This window comes from Nakamurella antarctica, from assembly GCF_003860405.1.
Lineage (GTDB): Bacteria > Actinomycetota > Actinomycetes > Mycobacteriales > Nakamurellaceae > Nakamurella > Nakamurella antarctica.
The window spans coordinates 1,991,036-2,009,657 of the sequence record NZ_CP034170.1; the positions used below are offsets into that span (position 1 = coordinate 1,991,036).

Here is an 18,622-nt window from a genome sequence, read left to right on the forward strand (position 1 = left end):
TGATCATCACCAGTGGGTTACGGATCGAACATCGAAGGTGGCAGACATGAGCGAACCGGTCCTAGCCGTAATCGACGCCCAGTTTCAGCACCGGGTGATCGGGCGACTTCAACGGCTCGTGGAGCACGAGTCCCCCAGCGGCGATATCCCCGCACTTCAGGGTTTCGTCGGTCTCCTGAAATCAACATGGGAAGATCTGGGCATCGCCGTAACTGTCCGCGAAACTCCCGGCGGTCCGGTTCTGGTCGGCGATTTACCGGGTCGAGGGTGGGGCGTTGGGCTGGCTCCAATCCTGCTCATCGGCCATTCCGACACCGTGTGGCCAATGAGCACACTTGGGTCACGGATGCGGTGGTCCCACGACGAGCAGGGCGTGATTTGGGGACCCGGCGTCTTCGATATGAAATCTGGCCTCGTCATCATCGAGTTCGTTATCGAATGCCTTCGCGGGGCCGGCTCGGGCCATCCACCGTTGCGGATCTTCGTCGCCCCCGACGAGGAGACAGGATCCACCCACTCGCGCGTAATGCTCGAGGAGGCTGCCATCGGATGCTCCAGCGCAGTCGGTTTCGAGTCCCCACACCCAGACGGCAGGTTAAAGATCGGCAGGTTCGGCAGCACCAGACTGCGAGTGCGGGTCACAGGACGAGAGGCGCACGCTGCGTTGGATGCCGAGCGTGGGATCTCTGCCATCGATGAGCTCGTCGACCAGCTCCTCGTCATTCGATCGATGGTTGCAGCAGCCACTGATCCTGAGCACCTCGTATTACTGAACGTGGGATCGGTAGAGGCACCGGGCAAGACCAATGTTGTCTCCAGCCAGGCTTGCGCGCAGATCGGCCTCCGCTTTGCCCGAAAAGATGAAGAAGATGTGCTTGTGCCAGCGCTGTTAAATCTGGCTCCCATTCGCCTCGGCGCCGGTGTCGAGGTCGTCATCGAGTCGCACCGTCCGGCCTGGTCCCCGCATCCTCGCGACACCGAACTCGGCGCGCGCCTGCTGCCCGGGCAGGTGCCGGGCAGCCCAGCCCGCGGGGCCGCCGACACCAACGCGATGGCGGGTCTTGACATCGCAGCGGTCGACGGCCTCGGCGCGAGGGGCGCCGGCGCGCACGCCCTTGAAGAACGGATCGTTGCGGCATCGCTATGGGACCGTATCTCTTCACTGGTCGAGGCGTTCGGCGACGAGAAAAGATGGGCTGCGTAAACAACACATTCAGGCATCCGGGCAGGCGCTGCGAGCTATCAGGTTGCCGTAGCGAGCACCTCGGGCAAATCTTGGGCGTGCAGGATGCCGAGCCGTTGGGTGGCCCGAGTGAGCGCAACGTACAGATCGGACAACCCGTTGGGCAAGTCGGCAATGATGTCAGCGGGTTCGATCAGCAGCACCGAATCGAATTCCAAGCCCTTGGCGCTCACCACCTCGAGCACCACCACCCGGTGGCCAAGGCCGGCCATCGCCGAGGCGTGCGGCACCAGGGCTCGCACTGCGGTCAGCACAGAATGCTGCTGCCCCGGCGCTACCAGGATGGCCAGTTGTCCCTCGCTGTAGGACTGCAGTTCGCGAGCAGCCGCGGCGGCAATGGCGCGTGGTAATTCCGTTTCGCTCACGCGTAGCGTCCATGGTGCGAACCCGCTGGTACGCACAGAGATGGGGGCCGTGAGCGTCGGAGCGATAGCAGCCAACACGGGCGTGGCCACCTGCATTATTTCCGCCGGCGTGCGGTAGTTCACCGTCAACTCCTCCAGCCGCCAGCGATCACGCACATGCGGATTCATCGCTTTCGCCCATGACGACGTGCCGGCGGCATCCGACGTTTGGGCCACGTCCCCTACCAACGTCATCGACCGCATCGGGCATCTGCGCATGACCATGCGCCAAGCCAATGGTGAAAGCTCTTGTGCCTCATCAACTATTACGTGGCCGTAAGTCCACTCACGGTCCGCTGCTGCTCGATCGGCGGTGCTGAGGTAGGCTGCCTCCTCCTCATTCATCACTGCGAGCTGCTCCGCTGTGACCATGCCGAGCGTGAAGTTAATGCCCAGATCCGCTTCTGCCGATTGGGAGGAATTCATTGCATCCAGCGTCTTCTCGGCGAAGGCCAGCTCTTCAGCGCGGGCTTGCACCTGCGCGCGGTCCACGCTTCCGACGGGACCTAAAAGCTCTGCGGCTTCGTCAAGTAACGGCACGTCGGCCGCGGTCCACGCGTCAGGTTCGGTGCGATGCAACAGGTCTCGATCCCGCTGCGGCCACCCCGGGGTTGCAAAACAGATGCGCCGCACCGACGAATACAGTTCGCTCAGTAGCTCCGGCGCTGTCAGCGGGGGCCAAAGACCCGCGAGGGCCTCGTGCACTGCCGGGTCTGCCGCCATCTCCTTCCGGATCTCGGCGTAGTCGGCCCCTCCTGCGTATTCCTCCATTTGCTTCACTCCGGGCCTGCCGACCACTTGCTTGGCCAAACCATCGAGCACCACCCGAAGGAATATCTGCCGCGCTCTATTGTGAGGCAGCCTGGAGGCCCACGCCTGTCGTCGGGCCTTGATGAGCAACGACGGTTCCAGGCGGAGTCGGCCGCGGTCATAGGTAAAGGCGATGGCGCGCTTCGGAAGTATCTGCCGATGCAGCACCGCGTTGTCGATGACTTTGGACATCGACAGGCGCCCCTTGATCTCGGCGGTGGGTCCCGCCTCGGGCAGCCGCGCATTCACGCCGGGAAATAACGTCCCCATGGTCGCCAGCACCACCGACGACTCGCCGAGGTTCGGCAGTACCTGGCCGATATAGGACAGGAAGGTCTGGTTGGGGCCGATGACGAGAACGCCGTGCCCACCGAGTCTTTCACGGTGCGTATAGAGAAGGTACGCCGCGCGGTGCAGCGCCACCACGGTTTTCCCAGTCCCCGGCCCGCCTTGTACGACAAGCACCCCGTTGCGGTCGGACCGGATGATCCGGTCCTGCTCGGCCTGAATGGTTTCAATAATGTCACCCATCCGCCCGGTCCGCGGGGCATTCAGAGCTTCGAGCAACGCGGAATCACCGGCTGATCCGAGATCGTCACGGGCCACGGCCTGCGCGTCGGCCTGCAGATATTCATCCGCCACCGCTTCGACACGGTCTCGTTTGGTCCGGATATGCCGTCGCCGTCGCACGCCCAGTGGGTTCATTGCTGTCGCGGTATAGAAGGGCGCCGCGGAGGGTGCCCGCCAGTCGATAAGGAGTTGGCGTCGCTCCGTGGTGCCGTCTGTCAAACCCATCCGCCCGATGTGCAGCGATTCGCCGTCATCGGTGTCGAGCCTGCCGAAGGCCAGCTTGGCCTCAGCTGCCGTAAACGCGGAAATCTGTTGAGAATAGCGGTGCTGCAGCGCGTCTCGGTTGAATCGACCCGCGGGCGTGCCGTCGGAGGAAAATCTGGCGTCATCTCGGTGTGTGACCGCCTCGGCGCGCATCTGAGCAAGCCGCTCGTACATCCGGCTCAGAGCAATCTGCTCTTGCGCCTTCGGGTCCATCTGGGCCTGCTCGAAACCTCCATGTCGATCGCGCTGCACCGGCGCTGGATCGCTGCTGATAACTGCTGGGTCGGGCACAAGTCTCCACATGGTTGATTGCCGGGTAATGCCGCTACGACGTGAGCATCAAAGCTACCCCGTCTGGCAGCCCTGACCGATCCAGTCCGTCGCAAACTACCGGGGGTGAGCTTGCGACCTCGTCGCCTGGTCAGACCCGCGGTGGTTTGTCACGCCTTAAGCTGGGGCACAGGGCGTGCGCAGGGTCGCAGATTGTGCGGCGCCAAAACCAATGAATGAGATGAGATTTAGTTGATGACGCGTCATTGCTTCGCAGCACCCCGTACCCAGGCCACCGCATGAGCGCCACCCAGCGGGTCTGGCCGGGCACCCCTTACCCCCTCGGCGCTACTTATGACGGAACGGGCACCAACTTCGCCGTGTTCTCCGAGGCGGCCAAAAGGGTCCAGCTCTGCCTGTTCGACGCCGACGGTGTGGAAACGCAGTTCGACTTGACAGAGCGAGATGCCTTTGTCTGGCACGGTTATCTCCCCCTTGTTGGTATTGGGCAGCTGTACGGCTACCGGGTGCACGGACCTTACGACCCGGCGAGCGGCAATCGCTGCAATCCCAGCAAATTGCTCCTTGACCCATACGCCAAGGCGATCGACGGCAACATCGATTGGGCGCAGGCCTGCTTCTCCTACACCTGGGGTGAAGAAGATTCCTTCAACGACGAGGACTCTGCCCCCCACATGAGCAAGTCGGTCGTGATCAGCCCGTACTTCGACTGGGACAACGACCGCCACCCCCGCACTCCCTATCAGGACACGGTGATCTACGAAGTTCACGTTAAGGGTCTGACCGAAACCCATCCAGGAATCCCCGAAGACATCCGCGGCACCTACGCGGCGCTGGCCCACCCGGTCATGATCGAGCATTACAAGCGAATCGGCATTACCGCCGTCGAACTGATGCCCGTCCACCAGTTTGTGCACGATAGCCACTTGGCAGACCGCGGTATGACGAACTACTGGGGCTACAACACGATCGGATTCTTCGCTCCGCACAACGACTACTCCTCCCAGGGCCACAGCGGCCAGCAGGTGCAGGAGTTCAAGGCCACGGTCAAGGCGCTGCACGAAGCGGGCCTCGAGGTCATCCTTGACGTTGTTTATAACCACACGGCCGAGGGCAACCAGTTAGGGCCAACCCTGTCCTTCCGTGGAATTGACAATGCCGCCTACTACAGGCTTGTCGACGGCGATGGCGCGCATTACTACGACACCACCGGCACCGGCAACACGTTGTTGATGAAGCATCCGCACGTGCTGCAGATGATCATGGATTCGCTGCGGTACTGGGTTACCGAAATGCACGTCGACGGTTTTCGTTTCGACCTTGCCAGCTCCTTGGCCCGCCAGTTTCACGAAGTGGATCGACTCTCCGCGTTCTTCGACCTCGTGCAGCAAGATCCGGTGATCAGCCAGGTGAAGCTTATTGCCGAGCCGTGGGATATCGGCGAGAACGGTTACAACGTTGGTGGTTTCCCGCCGGTGTGGACAGAGTGGAACGGCAAGTACCGCGACACGGTTCGGGACTTTTGGCGCGGTGAGGATTCAACACTTGCGGAGTTCGCTTCGCGGTTCACCGGATCCGCTGACCTGTATGAGCAGGATGGCCGACGTCCGCACGCCTCGATCAACTTTGTGACCGCACACGACGGGTTCACCATGCACGATCTGGTGTCCTACAACGAGAAGCGCAATGACGCCAACGGCGAAGACGGCAATGACGGCGAGAGCAACAATTCGTCATGGAACTGTGGTGTCGAAGGGGACACGGACGACCCGGAGATTAAGGCGCTGCGCGAACAGCAGAAGAAGAACATGCTGACGACACTCTTTCTCTCCCAGGGTGTCCCGATGCTGTTACATGGCGACGAATTAGGCCGCACTCAGCAAGGAAATAACAATGTGTACGCCCAGGACAATGAGCTGTCCTGGATTGACTGGGACCGAGCAGCCGAGTTCGCGCCGCTGACGGCGTTCGTCGAACGGCTCGCCGCACTACGGCACGCACATCCGGTCTTCCGGCGCAGGCGGCACTTCCAGGGCCGCGGACTCAAAGGCCAAGGCTTGAGCGATATTGGCTGGTTCACCCCCGGCGGCGACTGGATGACAGAGGACGACTGGGACACCGGCCATATCAAGTCGGTGGCTGTATTCCTCAACGGCGAGGCCATCGCAGAACCCGATGCCCGCGGCGAACACGTCACCGACGATTCGTTCTTTGTCCTCTTCAATGGCCATTACGAGTTCTTGGAATTCGTGCTGCCCGATATCGGGGCGGGCACGCAATGGATCCGCGAAATAGACACCTCGGAGGCTGAGGAAGCGGTCGAAGCCTCAGTGCTCACCGTCGGAGAAGCTTTTGCTGTCGCCGCACGCTCCATCATGGTGTTACGCAAGGTTGTTGACGAGTAAGCGAAACTCCGGACCCGTTCTGGAATGCATCTGAATTACCCGGGTGCTCTTGGATGAGTGCTCCCCGATTGCAGTGGGGAGCACCTAGTTTTTTCAACACTCTGGGTATCGCAGACGCCACCTTTAGTGACATGATGTCCGAAGTAGTGATGGATTGTTAGTCGCGGGGGGCCTCACAAATATAGGTTCCTGAAACCGCGCCTGCGATTTTGCCCACCGCAGGGCGAGTATCACGCACAACGCACTGGAGGATTACACCGTGAGATTCCCGGCAATTACCGCCGTTCTCGGCTCAGCAGCACTCGCACTTGTCGGGCTCGTTGCCGCCGGTACCGCGAACGCCAGCGAGACCATTCCCGCCTGCACATCCGTCGCAGCTCCCACCACCATCCGGCCTTCGGCACTGGATGGCTTCAACTTCTTCACGCCGGGGTACGAAACCCGAGCAAATGGCTCCTACGGATGGATGTCGCGCGGCGGTCTCCACATCCGAACGGAAGACTCCGGCAGCACGTCAAAGGTTGCTTCCTACAAACCCCTGAGCACTCCAGTGCCACTGTCCCAGGTGGGCGAGCCGTCGTTGGTGGTCGATAAGGTACTTGGAGCTACCGGACCTGGCTTCCAGCTGTTCGTCGACAAAGACGGTAACGGCACACCTGATGGCGTCCTGGTCGGCGAGCCTGACTTCTACGGCAACAACTGGTGGTCGAACCAAGCCTTCGGGGTGCCGGCTGGCTTGGGGTACAACTCTTACGCGCCATTGGACGCCTACCTTGCAGCTAACCCCTCCGCTCAGGTTGTTGGATTCGGGTTCTCCGTCGGTTCTGGAGTCAAGTTCCAGGGCCGACTGGATTCACTGACCTTCAACTGCAAGAGCTGGGATTTCGGGGTTGACCTCGCAGTTGCTCCGCCGACGACTGTGACCACTACCGTCACCGTTCCCACCACAGTTATCGGGTCGCCCACCACCACTACCGTCACCGTTCCGACCACAGTGATCGGCTCGCCCACCACCACTACCGTCACCGTTCCGACCACAGTGATCGGCTCGCCCACCACCACTACGGTCACGGTTCCGACCACAGTGATCGGCTCGCCCGTCACCACTACCGTCACTGCACCGCCGCTCACCGCGCCGAGTACCAACAGTGACGGTAGCTACGAAGTACTTGGCTCTGACGGAATTCTGACTCGTGTCACCCCCACTCAGTCGACCGGCACCGCACCAAGTTCTTCTTCCACCAACGTGATCGGTACTGCGTCTACGCCGACCAAGGCTGCTGGCACACCTTCCAAGGCCCCTGCCAAGGAAAGTCTTGCTAGCACTGGCGCAAATACCGGCCCCTTCTTGGGAGCAGCCGCCGGCCTCCTGGGCGCGGGTGGCCTCCTGCTGCTAGCAGTCCGTCGTCGCAACTCCAATCCGAACCACCAGCAGTAAACTGGGAGTTTCCATCACAGAAGCGGCCCACTGCGCTACAAGTAAATTGTTCTAACGCAAGATAGCTGCGACAAAGTCCGCTGTAGAGGCGGAATTTGTCGCAGCTATCATCGCATCAGCCTGTAGACGCGCACCACAGAATGAATGTCCCCCACAGAACCCATGCGTGCCCGGACCGTCGGCTACTTGCTGCTTCAATCCCCGCGAGTGGCTCGGCTACCGCTGGTGGGCCCCTCGTCCTCATCGGCTAGCGTGTGATTCTGTGTCCGGCCAGGTGCTCGTTCTCATTCTCATTGCTGCCCTGTGCCACGCACTATGGAATTTCGCCGCGAAGCGCGTCAGCGAGAACCCGGTCCTGTTCGTCTGGCTCACGGTGGCGGGCGCAGCAGTTCTGTGGGTACCGATCGCGGTGGCGTGGTCGTGGGGCGAACATCTTCAGCCTGACCTGACCTGGGTTTTGGCGGGTTTGCTGACCTCTTGCTTTCACACTTTGTACTCGTTGACTCTTCAACATGGCTACGCCGTCGGTGATCTCAATGTCGTCTACCCACTTGCCAGGGGAACAGGTCCCATTGTCACGATGGTGGTGGCCATTGTCTTTCTGGGAGAACGACTCTCCTCGTTTTCGATCGCCGGCGCAGCAATCATCATCATCGGCATTCTGGTGGTCGCAACGGGCCGACGGGCGAGCTCGGCCAAGTCGGCCAAGTTGGGGGTTATTTGGGGAGTAATGACCGGCCTCACCATTGCCACCTACACACTGTGGGATGACCACGTCGTCAACGATCTCGGGATCGCGCCACTGCCATATTTTGCCCTCGGGCTGGTCCTGGAGTCGATGATGCTCGCCCCTGGCGCCTGGCGCAGTAGGGCTGCAGCCAGGGCCATGGTCCGCAGCTACTGGCGTGAGATCACCGTGGTGGCCGTACTTTCACCGTTGGCCTACATTCTGGTACTGGAGGCAATGAAGCTCGCTCCCGTCGCCATCGTGGCTCCGGCGAGGGAGACGAGCATCGTGGTTGGCAGTTTGCTGGCGTGGCTGGTGCTGAAGGAACCTCGGCCTGCGCGGCGGCTTCTTGGATCCGCAATCGTGTTGGCGGGCATCAGCATGCTGGTGCTGGCGTGACGTCTCACAGACAGGTTCCCTAGTGCTCATCGCCTAGGGCGACGATCATAGCCATGAGCTCACGGTCGCCGTCCAGCGTGCTCGCCCTCCCGTTTTCGAGCACCGTTGCCTCGCCGTGGCGGTCGCCGTTCTCGTCCGAAGAGAGGAGCACGTTGTACGCCTTCGAAACATGCGTCAGCTCCCACTCAAAGCGGAAGCGAGGCAGTGACGACCTACCTAGATCAACCTTCCTGACGTCTTCAATTCTCCACTGACGCGAACCTACCGCGGTTGCTACGGCGGCTGGCATGACGGGCATTTTCGCATTCATGGCGCTGTCCACCCCGCACGAGTTGGTGTTCTTCGATAAATTGTTGGCACCGCAGATAGCGCTACAAAAGAACAGCTAGCACCCACTGGTGTTCGCTGGCCTGCCATCGCGCCAGCCACGGCACACTGCACTGCCCTCACGGGCTCGCGCAGCCTAACACCGACGAACTTCGCTCTGCCTGACACCCGATCCGGCGCGTACGGTGAGGCAAGTATCGCGGAGCAAATCCGGGGCGTGCACTCCAGAAAGCCGCCCAGACACATCGGACCACTCAAGGAGAAGTAACTATGCAGCTGGTAAATACCGCCGCCATCGTCACCGGAGCCGCGTCCGGATTGGGCGCCGCCACGGCAGCAGCCCTCGCGGGGGCGGGTGCACAGGTGTTCGGGTTCGATGTCGCGAGTGCATTAGACACCGCGGACCATCTCGAGGGTGTGCACTACCTCGCGGTTGACGTCACGAATATTGAACAAGTCCAGGCGGGGGTCAATGCCGCGGCAGCGGATTCGCTGCCCCTGCGAACAGTGGTGAACTGTGCGGGTATCGGACCTTCCATGCGTATTCTCGGCAAAAAGGGTGTCCATGACCTCGCGCTCTACGCCAAGGTCATCCAGATCAACTTGGTGGGGACTTTCAACGTCACAGCGCTTGCAGCCGAAGCGATCGCCACCACAGAACCTCTGGTGGATGGAGCCCGTGGAGTCATCATCAACACCGCGAGTGTGGCGGCTTACGAAGGTCAAATCGGACAGGCTGCATACTCGTCGTCCAAAGGCGGAGTTGTCGGGCTGTGCCTGCCGGCTGCGCGCGACTTGGCCCAATACGGGATCAGGGTCAACACCATCGCTCCGGGAATCGTCGAAACTCCCATGCTGGCAACAATATCCGAAGAATTCCGGGCTAGTCTGTCGGCCGGTGTTCCATTTCCGCGACGGCTCGCGCGGCCGGATGAGTATGCGGCGCTCGCACTGTTTTTGATCGAACACGACTACATCAATGGGGAGACGGTCCGAATGGACGGTGCACTCCGGATGGCGCCTCGGTAAATCCGGGCTCCGGTCATTCTCGACTGCGGAATGTCTGCTGGCCCTGAGAAGTCATCAGTCGATAGGAATATTTCTCTCTATCTCGTCGAGCCACACTCGCGCATTGCCATCCGACGGCGCCCGCCAGTCACCACGGGGGCTCAGCGAGCCACCGGCGGATACCTTCGGCCCGTTGGGCATCGCGGACCGCTTGAACTGGCTGAAGCCGAAGAATCGGCTGACGAACACTACGAGCCATCGACGGATCACCACCAATTCGTAGCTGTTTTTGCGTTCGGTCGGGAATCCGCTGGGCCAGTCCCCCTGTGTCGTGTCGCCCCACGCGTGGGCTGCCAGGAACGCGATCTTTGACGGCTTGAAGCCGAATCGAAGCGTGTAGTACAGGTTGAAATCTTGCAATTCATAGGGGCCAATCGCCGCCTCGGTACTCTGCGGTGTCTGCCCATCCTTGACGGGAATGAGCTCGGGCGAAATCTCCGCGTCCAGTACCGAGCGCAGAATCTGACCAACGGCATCGGCAAATTCGCCCGTGTCAGCTACCCATCGAATCAAGTGCTGGATAAGAGTTTTCGGCACTCCTGTGTTGACGTTGTAGTGCGACATATGGTCGCCGACGCCGTAGGTGCTCCACCCCAGAGCCTCCTCCGAGAGGTCGCCAGTTCCCAGCACCATTCCGCCGTGATGATTGGCGAGACGGAAAAGGTAGTCGGTGCGCAGGCCCGCCTGCACATTCTCGAACGTGACATCGTATTGTTCAACGCCCTCAGAATATGGATGTTCCAGATCGGCAAGCAGTTGTTTGGCCGCGGGCCGGATATCGATCTCCCCCGCCGTCACTTCCAACGAATCCATGAGCGCATGCGCATGCGCCTTGCTCGCTGCGCCGGTGGCAAACCCCGGCAACGTATAGGCCAAGATATTGGTCCGGGGTTCGCCGAGCATGTCCATGGCGCGGGCCGCGACGATCAAGGCGTGGGTGGAATCAAGGCCGCCGGAAACGCCGATCACCACCTTGCTGGTCCGCGTCGCCTTGAGCCGTTGCAGCAGCCCATGAACCTGGATGTTGTAGGCCTCGTAACAGTCTTGGGCGAGCCGCGCGCTATCGGCCGGCACAAACGGAAAACGTTCAACGGCCCTGGCGAATCCGAGATCTCGGGTGGGCGGCGCCAGCGTGAAAGGAACGCGGCGGTAGGTGTGCGCTGTCCCCACCACGCGGCGGTTGTCTTCGAACGTTCCCATCCGGGCCCGTTCCCCGCTCAATAGCTCAAGGTCGACATCGGCGACCGTCACTGCCGTTTCAGTGGGGAAACGCTGGCCGTCGGCAAGCAGGACCCCATTCTCGTACACGCTGGTCTGGCCGTCCCAACTCAAGTCAGTCGTTGATTCGCCCTGTCCAGCAGCGGCATACACATAGGCGGCCAAACATCGCATCGATTGTGTTTGACACAGCAGATGTCTCGTCTGTGACCGTCCGATCGTGATGGGGCTTCCCGAGAGGTTCACCAAGACAGTGGCACCGGCCAATGCCAGCCCACTCGATGGCGGGGTCGGGACAAACATGTCTTCGCAGATTTCCACACCAACGGACAAGCCAGGTACGTCCAACGCTTCGAAGATCAGGTCCGTGCCGAACGGCGTGGGGACGCCGCTCAGCAGAATCTCTTCGCTTCGCACGCCGTGCCCGGAGGCGAATTGCCGTCGTTCGTAAAACTCGCGGTAGTTCGGTAAGTGGATTTTTGGTACTACACCAAGGATTTCACCTCGGTGGATCAATACCGCGGTGTTAAACAGTCGCATCTGATGCCGCAGTGGCGCGCCCACCACCAGAACGGACAGCATGTTCTTGGTTGCGGCCAGCACCGCGTCCAGCGCGTCTTGGACCGCATCGAGCAGTGCGTCCTGGCCGAGCAGGTCGTCTATGGCGTAACCGGACAGGGTCAATTCCGGAAACACGGCCACAGCAACGCCTTGAGCGTCACAGCGGCGCGCAGCCTCGATAACGGTTGCGGCGTTGGCCAGCGGGTCGGCGACCGTTGAGGGCGTCGTGACAGCGGCAACGCGAGCGAACCCGTGGCGGTACAGAGAGTGAAACCCCGCCCCTGCCGCCGCGATGGAAGCAGTGGTTGTCAAGGTCGAAAGCTCCGGTGCGGTAGACAGCGTCGTAACCCTTCAACAAGGAGGCAGCTGGCAAGGCCTGCTCAACTGGTGTTGCCAGGCTAGTCAACACTATCGACGGATTCGATTGCCTACTTGCCGCTGTGTTGTGCAGGAGCATCGGATGCCGGTTTCGCCCACGGGCTCGGCTTCAAGGCCACCAAGCAGCTATCTTCGTCCAAGTGGAAACGCCTGTATCGTCCCGCGCACTCAGAGCAGCGCGCGCGGCGCGTCCGGAAACTATCTGGGCGGGACTCCCGCGCCCCGCTGACGGAACACACTCTAAGAGGAACCAATGACCAGCCGAGGACCCCGCCCTTTCGATCGGCTTGTAGATGCCGCTGGCGGCCGGAGCCAGCTGCGCACCGTCGGCCTACTGTCCGGGGCGCTCGCGCTGGCCGCGGGCGATCAAACGATCGTGGGCGCCGTAGCTCCCGATCTCAAGGTGGCGCTCGGCGTCGACAACACTGCGGTGGGTCTGTTGATTACCGCTGCAAGCCTGGTAGGCGCAGCCACCACGCTGCCATTCGGGATGCTCGCTGACCGGACGACACGCGTGCGTTTGCTCACTCTGTGCGTGCTGAGCTGGTCGGCGTCAATCGTGGTCGCCGGTTTCGCTCCGAACTACGTGACCCTGCTGATCGCCCAAGTGGCGCTGGGAGCAGGGATCGGCGCCGCCACACCGGTAGTCGCCTCGTTAACAGGCGATCTCTTCCCAGCCGCGTCTCGTGGCCGGGTGTACGGCCTCATCTTGGCGGGCGAGTTCCTCGGCGCAGCCACGGGGCTTGTACTGGCCGGAGAGATGGCAGCCTGGTGGTCCTGGCGGGGGTCGTTCTGGGTGCTGGCACTTCCCGGACCGGTGTTGGCGTACGCCCTCGCCCGTCATCTCCCCGAACCTCGGCGGGGCGGAATGGACCCCGTAGGTGCCGATCCGGTGTCCACGGATAGTCACCCTGAAATCAAGGCTGATCAAGGTTCACCGACCCTGACCAGGCTGGTGGTTGACGCCGGAGTCCCTCCCCACAAGAAGCTGGTGCTGAGTCACGACCCGACGCACGAATCCTTCCGCTGGGCCCTTCGCTACGTTCTCTCCATTCGGACGAACGTCCTGATCATCATCGCTTCGGCGCTGGCCTACTACTACGTGGCCGGGTTGCAAGCATTTATCGTGGTCTGGCTCCGGGGCAGGTTCGACTTCACCCAAGGCGTCGCAACTTTGTTGCTCATGACGGTCGGGATCGCCGTGGTGGTCGGGACTTTGGTGACCGGCCCGCTGTCTGATCGCTTCATAGCACGCGGCGCAATCGCAGCTCGGCCGCTCGTTGCCGGGATCGCATGTCTTGTTGCGGTGGCATTCGTCTTGCCTGGTCTCTTAATCTCCGCGTTCCTGCTCGCGTGGCCGATTCTGTTGATCGGCGCGGCCGCCATTGGCGGCACCAATCCCCCACTGGATGCTGCGCGCCTCGACATCATGCACTCTCGCTTGTGGGGCCGCGCCGAGAGCGTTCGGACCTTCATTCAGACGCTTTTCAAATCGTCGGCGCCGCTGGTGTTCGGTTGGCTCTCGGTTCTCCTGAGTCCGGCTGGTAGGGCGCAAGATGCGGCCGACACCCAAGGCGGCGGCGCCGCCGGACTCACCCGGGCTCTCATCGTGATGCTGCTGGTCATCCTGATAGCCGGCGGTCTACTTCTAGTATCAGCGCGCCGTAGTTACCCGCGCGATGTCGCTACCGCCATCGCCTCCGAGGCCGCTACGCGCTAATTCGCAGCAATGTGGGGTTATGCCACTTGTTTTCGATATCAGATCTCCACAACCTACTCGCGCCACGCCCGCGTTCGCCCGGCCTACTGTTTGGGTACAGCAATAACAACTAACGCTCCCGATGCATCAGCATTGACAGCGCAGGTTCAACGCGAAAGGTTCGTCATGTCAAGCACTCTGGGTGCAACGTCGCCGCTAGCAGGGGCAGACACGGCGCGAGCCAGTGCCGCTCAGAAGGCGCGGACAGCTGGACGTGCTGAGCTGCGCAACTGCTCAGAGTCCGACCGTGAAGTATTTGACGTCCGGGTAGCCAAGTGGTGGCCGGATCTCGACAGGTCGTTGCAACGCCTGTATCCCGCAGAAGTCGCCGCTGATCTGGGCCTGCGCTTGGTCCGCGCAGCTGCCCGGGCTTTCGCAGATCGGCATCCGGATTTACGCCATCTCGACTTGGTGCGAACGTTGAGCCCCGACTGGTTTGAGGATCCGTCGATGCTGGGGTACGCGGCCTATGCCGAGCGGTTTGCTCAGGACCTCGCCGGCGTAGAGGGAAAGCTGGAGTACTTGCAGGAGCTAGGAGTCACCTACCTGCATCTGATGCCTTTACTGACGCCGCGCGAGGGTGATTCCGATGGCGGCTACGCCGTGGCCGATTATCGACGTGTCCGCGCCGACTTAGGCACCAACGAGGATTTGGAGCACCTCACGGCCGCACTCCGCTCGTCCGGGATGAGCTTGGTACTGGACTTGGTACTCAACCACGTTGCCAGGGAACATGAATGGGCCGTCGCAGCCCGCCGCGGCGAGGTTAAATATCGAAACTACTTCTACATCCTCGACACCCGTGAAGAAGTTGATGCCTTCGAGGAGACGCTCCCCGAGGTATTCCCCGATTTCGCACCGGGGAACTTTACGTGGGACGAAGATCTCAAAGGCTGGGTGTGGACAACCTTCAACTCATTCCAGTGGGATGTGAATTGGTCCAATCCCGACGTCCTGTTCGAATACGCCGAGATCATCTTGTATTTAGCCAATCTTGGCGTCGAGGTACTGCGGATGGACGCCATTGCCTTCATGTGGAAACGCCTGGGTACCAACTCGCAAAACCAAGTCGAGGTGCACGACATCACGCAGGCCCTGCGAGCTGTGGCGCGGATTGCCTGCCCCGCAATCGCTTTCAAAGCAGAGGCCATCGTCGCCCCGGCTGATCTGGTGCAGTACTTGGGTACCGGTGAGCACTACGGCAAGGTCAGCGATCTCGCCTATCACAACGTTTTGATGGTCCAGATCTGGTCGATGCTCGCTGCTGGCGAAGTTAGTTTGGCCGCGGCTTCCCTGCGCGCACTACCGCCGATCCCCAGCACGACGGCGTGGATCACCTATGTGCGCTGCCACGACGACATCGGATGGGCCATCGACGATGCCGACGCCGAAAGCGTCGGACTGAGCGGCTGGGCACACCGAACCTTCCTCTCCGATTATTACAGCGGGCATTACTGGAATTCGCCCGCTTCCGGTGTGGTGTTCCAAAGCAACCCGGAGACCGGGGATCGCCGGATCAGCGGCACTGCAGCAAGCCTTGCGGGTCTGGAGTCTGCCCTGCGCCGGGGCGACGACGAAGCTGCGGACACCGCCATTGCGCGCCTGATTTTGGGCTACGCACTGGTGATGGGGTGGGGCGGCATTCCCGTCATCTGGATGGGTGACGAACTCGCGATGATGAACGATCCGCAGTGGGCGGCCGAGCCCGGCCACGAGGCGGACAATCGGTGGGCGCATCGCCCGCGGATGGATTGGCGCCTCGCCGAAGCGCGGCACCGGGCGGGTTCACCACAGCAGCAGATGTTTTCGGCGCTCACCCGCCTGCAGCAGGTGCGCCGTGCACACCCGCATTTTCATGCTTCTATCGCGCCAGAAATTGCCGAAATCCATGACGAAGGCATCCTTGCGGTGTTGCGGGTACACCCCATCGGCCCTCTGGTCGGCCTCCACAACTTCAGCAATTCATGGCGGCCTTACCCGGGCTCCGCTTTGTCCCGCTTGGGGGTACTGGCGGGCACGGATCTGACTAGCGGAGCAACGCTCGAGCTATCAGAGGACGACAACCTGTGGCTACCGCCCTATGGGTTCCGATGGGTGATCGGCAGTTCTCAGTGAGTGCAGCAGCCGGGGAGTGAGCTCGTGAGTACTCTTGAAACGCGGGAAGTTCCGCACCCGCCGGGGATGCAGTCGCGAATCAGCTGAACCTGCCTCCTGCCGTAATCCCCGCGTGGAAACCGTCCGATTTATGAAGGAGTACTTGTGCCCACCGTTCCTGCCCTTGCCACCGCTGGCGCCGATCAAGACTTGAAGCGATCGACCATTGAGCGCCGGGAACCCGGCGCCCACGACGTCGTCATCGATATTGCCTTCAGTGGCGTCTGCCATTCCGACATCCACCAGGCGCGGAGCGAATGGGGCGCTGGCAATTTCCCGATGGTTCCGGGTCATGAAATTGCTGGCACCGTCAGCGCTATCGGCGCGGAAGTCAGCCGGTATCAGGTCGGCGATCGCGTCGGCGTCGGCTGCTTCGTCGACTCCTGCCGCGAGTGCGAGAACTGCGTGGCAGGCGAAGAGCAGTACTGCCTCAAGGGCAACGTTGGCACCTACAACGGCCGCGGATATGACGGCGAGATCACCTACGGCGGCTACAGCACCCAGGTGGTCGTTAACGAGAACTACGTGCTTGGCATCCCCGAAGCAGTGGCGCTCGATGCTGCGGCACCGTTGCTCTGCGCTGGAATCACTCTCTATTCCCCGTTGAAGCACTGGCAGGCGGGCCCGGGCAAGCGTGTGGCCATTATCGGGCTGGGCGGTCTGGGCCATATGGGCGTCAAAATTGCGCACGCAATGGGCGCCGAGGTCACCGTTTTGAGCCAGACCCTCAGCAAGGCTGCTGACGGCAAACGGTTGGGCGCCGATCATTACTACGCGACCAGCGACGAGCAGACGTTCAAAGACCTGCGCAACCAGTTCGACCTGATCATCAACACGGTTTCGGCCAACTTGAACATGGATGCCTACCTGAGCTTGCTCCGTCTGAACGGCACCTTGGTCAACGTCGGCTTGCCTACCGAACCAGCTAGCTACCAGACGTTTTCGCTCGTCGGTGGTCGCCGCAGCTTGGCGGGTTCGATGATCGGAGGCATTAGGGAGACCCAAGAAATGTTGGACTTCTGCGCCAAGCACGGTTTCGGCGCCGATATCGAGGTGATCGGTATCGACGAAGTGAACGAGGCTTACAAGCGAGTCTTGGCTAGTGACGTTCGCTTCCGCTTCGTCATTGACATCGCCACCTTGCATGCCCCCGCGACTTCCTGACATTCGTTGCAGGAGTGGCGCTGTGCCACCGTGCCGTCAGATCCAGTTGACGGCACGGTGGCGCCAGCTAGTGCGCCGCAGACGCTTCGCCGATGGCTTGATCGAGGATCTCGAGGCCAAGCTGAAGTTCCGCCGTCGTGCTCGTCAGCGCCGGAGCTATTCGGAAGGTGCCGCCCATACCCTTCAACTGCACCACGTTCATGTGCAGTCCTAAATCAAGGCAGCGCCTGGTGACATCGGCGCCGAGAACGTCGGAGCCCACTTTGGTCTCGCGATCCACCACCAGCTGCACTCCCTGGAGCAACCCGCGGCCACGTACATCACCCACAACACTGTGCCTGCTTTGAATCTCAAGAAGTCCAGCTCGCAGGTAGTCTCCCTTTACCCGCACCTGGTCGACCATGTTCTCGCGCTGTAGCACGTCGAGCACCGTATTTCCTACGGCCGCCACGAGCGGATCGGAAACGTGGGTTGTAAAGAAGAGAAAGCCGCGGTCCTTCGCCGTTTGTTCGATTTCCGCGCTGGTAATGACGGCGGCCAACGGCAGACCCGCGCCGAGAGTCTTTGAAAGCGTGAGGATGTCGGGCACCACATTCTCTTTCTGAAACGCGTACCAGTCGCCGGTCCGACACAATCCCGTTTGGGCTTCGTCCAGAATCAGCAGCATCCCCCGCTCCCTGCACTTGGTCTTCAGCGCGGTCAAGTAGCCCACGGGTGGCTCGATGATTCCAGCAGAGCTGAGGATGGGCTCCACGATGCAGGCAGCCAAACTGCCCACCGATTGCGCGTCGATCAATGCGAACGAATGGTCGAGCTGCTTGCGCCAGTCGAAGACTCCATCTGTGACGAAATCTGGCCGGTAAGGATTCGGGGTAGGGATGGCAAAATTACCCGGCGCCGCCGGACCGTAGCCATATCTGCCGGAACTGTAGGTCGCGCTCGCTGCGCCCGCCGTCATCCCATGCCACGACGTGCTAAACGACACGGTTTCGAACTTGCCCGTCACCAGCTTGGCCAGCCGCAGAGCCGCCTCGTTCGACTCCGCTCCCGTAGTCAGCAGCAACACCTTTTCCAGGGGGTCCGGCAAGGACTCCGCGAGCCTGCGAGCAAGGTCAACCACCGGCCTGGAAAGCATGCCGGAAAACAGGTGGTCAAGTGTGGCAATCCAGTGTTGAACGGTGGCGACAATGTCCGGGTGGGAATGCCCCAGAATCGCGCTCATCTGACCCGACGTGAAGTCCAGAATCTTCCTTCCGCTCTCCGTGAAAAGATAACTTCCGGCGGCGCGGCTAATGATCTCCGGGCTGAAGGAGGCGCCGTAGCGAATCAGGTGACGGTCGGCGTCTGCCCAGAACTGCGAGGTTTCAGCCGAGGAATTCAGAGCGGTGGGGTGGCCCGTCAGTTTCTGATAACCGGGAGCTGATTCGGTGAGAGTCATGTGG

At 61.4% G+C, this 18,622-nt stretch carries 12 protein-coding genes; 8 read left to right on the forward strand and 4 right to left on the reverse strand.

Annotation, left to right across the window (positions count from 1 at the left end):
• The first annotated feature begins 46 nt into the window (after positions 1 to 46).
• Positions 47 to 1,204 (forward strand): M20/M25/M40 family metallo-hydrolase, encoded by a 1,158-nt coding sequence (locus EH165_RS08735; RefSeq protein WP_124799120.1) that lies wholly within the window; start codon positions 47 to 49, stop codon positions 1,202 to 1,204.
• Positions 1,205 to 1,242: 38 nt separating this feature from the next.
• On the opposite strand, the gene EH165_RS08740 is transcribed toward EH165_RS08735, so the two are convergent.
• A complete protein-coding gene (locus EH165_RS08740) occupies positions 1,243 to 3,582 on the reverse strand; it encodes a HelD family protein (protein WP_239020503.1) in 2,340 nt (779 codons plus the stop codon).
• A 278-nt stretch (positions 3,583 to 3,860) separates the two neighbouring features.
• Here EH165_RS08740 and glgX point away from each other — a divergent pair, with 278 nt between their 5' ends.
• From glgX to EH165_RS08760, 3 genes are all read left to right on the forward strand, one after another.
• On the forward strand, positions 3,861 to 5,987 hold the full coding sequence (gene glgX, locus EH165_RS08745) for a glycogen debranching protein GlgX (RefSeq protein ID WP_124799121.1): 2,127 nt from the start codon (positions 3,861 to 3,863) through the stop codon (positions 5,985 to 5,987).
• Between the two features lie 259 nt (positions 5,988 to 6,246).
• Positions 6,247 to 7,425 carry an LPXTG cell wall anchor domain-containing protein gene (locus EH165_RS15435; protein ID WP_164479168.1) on the forward strand — a complete coding sequence of 393 codons (1,179 nt, stop codon included), beginning with the start codon at positions 6,247 to 6,249 and terminating at the stop codon, positions 7,423 to 7,425.
• 262 nt (positions 7,426 to 7,687) lie between these two features.
• On the forward strand, positions 7,688 to 8,551 hold the full coding sequence (locus EH165_RS08760) for a DMT family transporter (protein WP_124799123.1): 864 nt from the start codon (positions 7,688 to 7,690) through the stop codon (positions 8,549 to 8,551).
• Between the two features lie 19 nt (positions 8,552 to 8,570).
• Here EH165_RS08760 and EH165_RS08765 read toward each other — a convergent pair whose 3' ends face one another.
• Positions 8,571 to 8,840 (reverse strand): hypothetical protein, encoded by a 270-nt coding sequence (locus EH165_RS08765; protein ID WP_124799124.1) that lies wholly within the window; start codon positions 8,838 to 8,840, stop codon positions 8,571 to 8,573.
• A gap of 308 nt (positions 8,841 to 9,148) precedes the next feature.
• Between EH165_RS08765 and EH165_RS08770 the strand changes: the two genes are divergently transcribed.
• Positions 9,149 to 9,907, forward strand: coding sequence for an SDR family NAD(P)-dependent oxidoreductase (locus tag EH165_RS08770; protein ID WP_124799125.1), 759 nt, complete (start codon positions 9,149 to 9,151; stop codon positions 9,905 to 9,907).
• A gap of 54 nt (positions 9,908 to 9,961) precedes the next feature.
• Here the strand turns inward: EH165_RS08770 and EH165_RS08775 are convergent, their stop codons facing one another.
• Positions 9,962 to 12,037, reverse strand: a complete 2,076-nt coding sequence (locus tag EH165_RS08775) for an NAD(+) synthase (protein WP_239020504.1) — start codon at positions 12,035 to 12,037, stop codon at positions 9,962 to 9,964.
• Between the two features lie 319 nt (positions 12,038 to 12,356).
• On the opposite strand from EH165_RS08775, the gene EH165_RS08780 reads away from it, so the two are divergent.
• From EH165_RS08780 to EH165_RS08790, 3 genes are all read left to right on the forward strand, one after another.
• Positions 12,357 to 13,823: an MFS transporter gene (locus EH165_RS08780; protein WP_124799126.1), complete on the forward strand. Its 1,467-nt coding sequence runs from the start codon at positions 12,357 to 12,359 to the stop codon at positions 13,821 to 13,823.
• Between the two features lie 165 nt (positions 13,824 to 13,988).
• Complete coding sequence (locus EH165_RS08785; protein ID WP_124799127.1) at positions 13,989 to 15,977, forward strand: alpha-amylase family protein; 1,989 nt, start codon at positions 13,989 to 13,991, stop codon at positions 15,975 to 15,977.
• Positions 15,978 to 16,121: 144 nt separating this feature from the next.
• Positions 16,122 to 17,180, forward strand: a complete 1,059-nt coding sequence (locus EH165_RS08790; RefSeq protein WP_124799128.1) for an NAD(P)-dependent alcohol dehydrogenase — start codon at positions 16,122 to 16,124, stop codon at positions 17,178 to 17,180.
• Between the two features lie 67 nt (positions 17,181 to 17,247).
• On the opposite strand, the gene EH165_RS08795 is transcribed toward EH165_RS08790, so the two are convergent.
• Entirely contained in the window at positions 17,248 to 18,618 is a 1,371-nt protein-coding gene (locus EH165_RS08795) for an aspartate aminotransferase family protein (RefSeq protein ID WP_124799129.1), read from the reverse strand.
• Positions 18,619 to 18,622 lie beyond the last annotated feature (4 nt).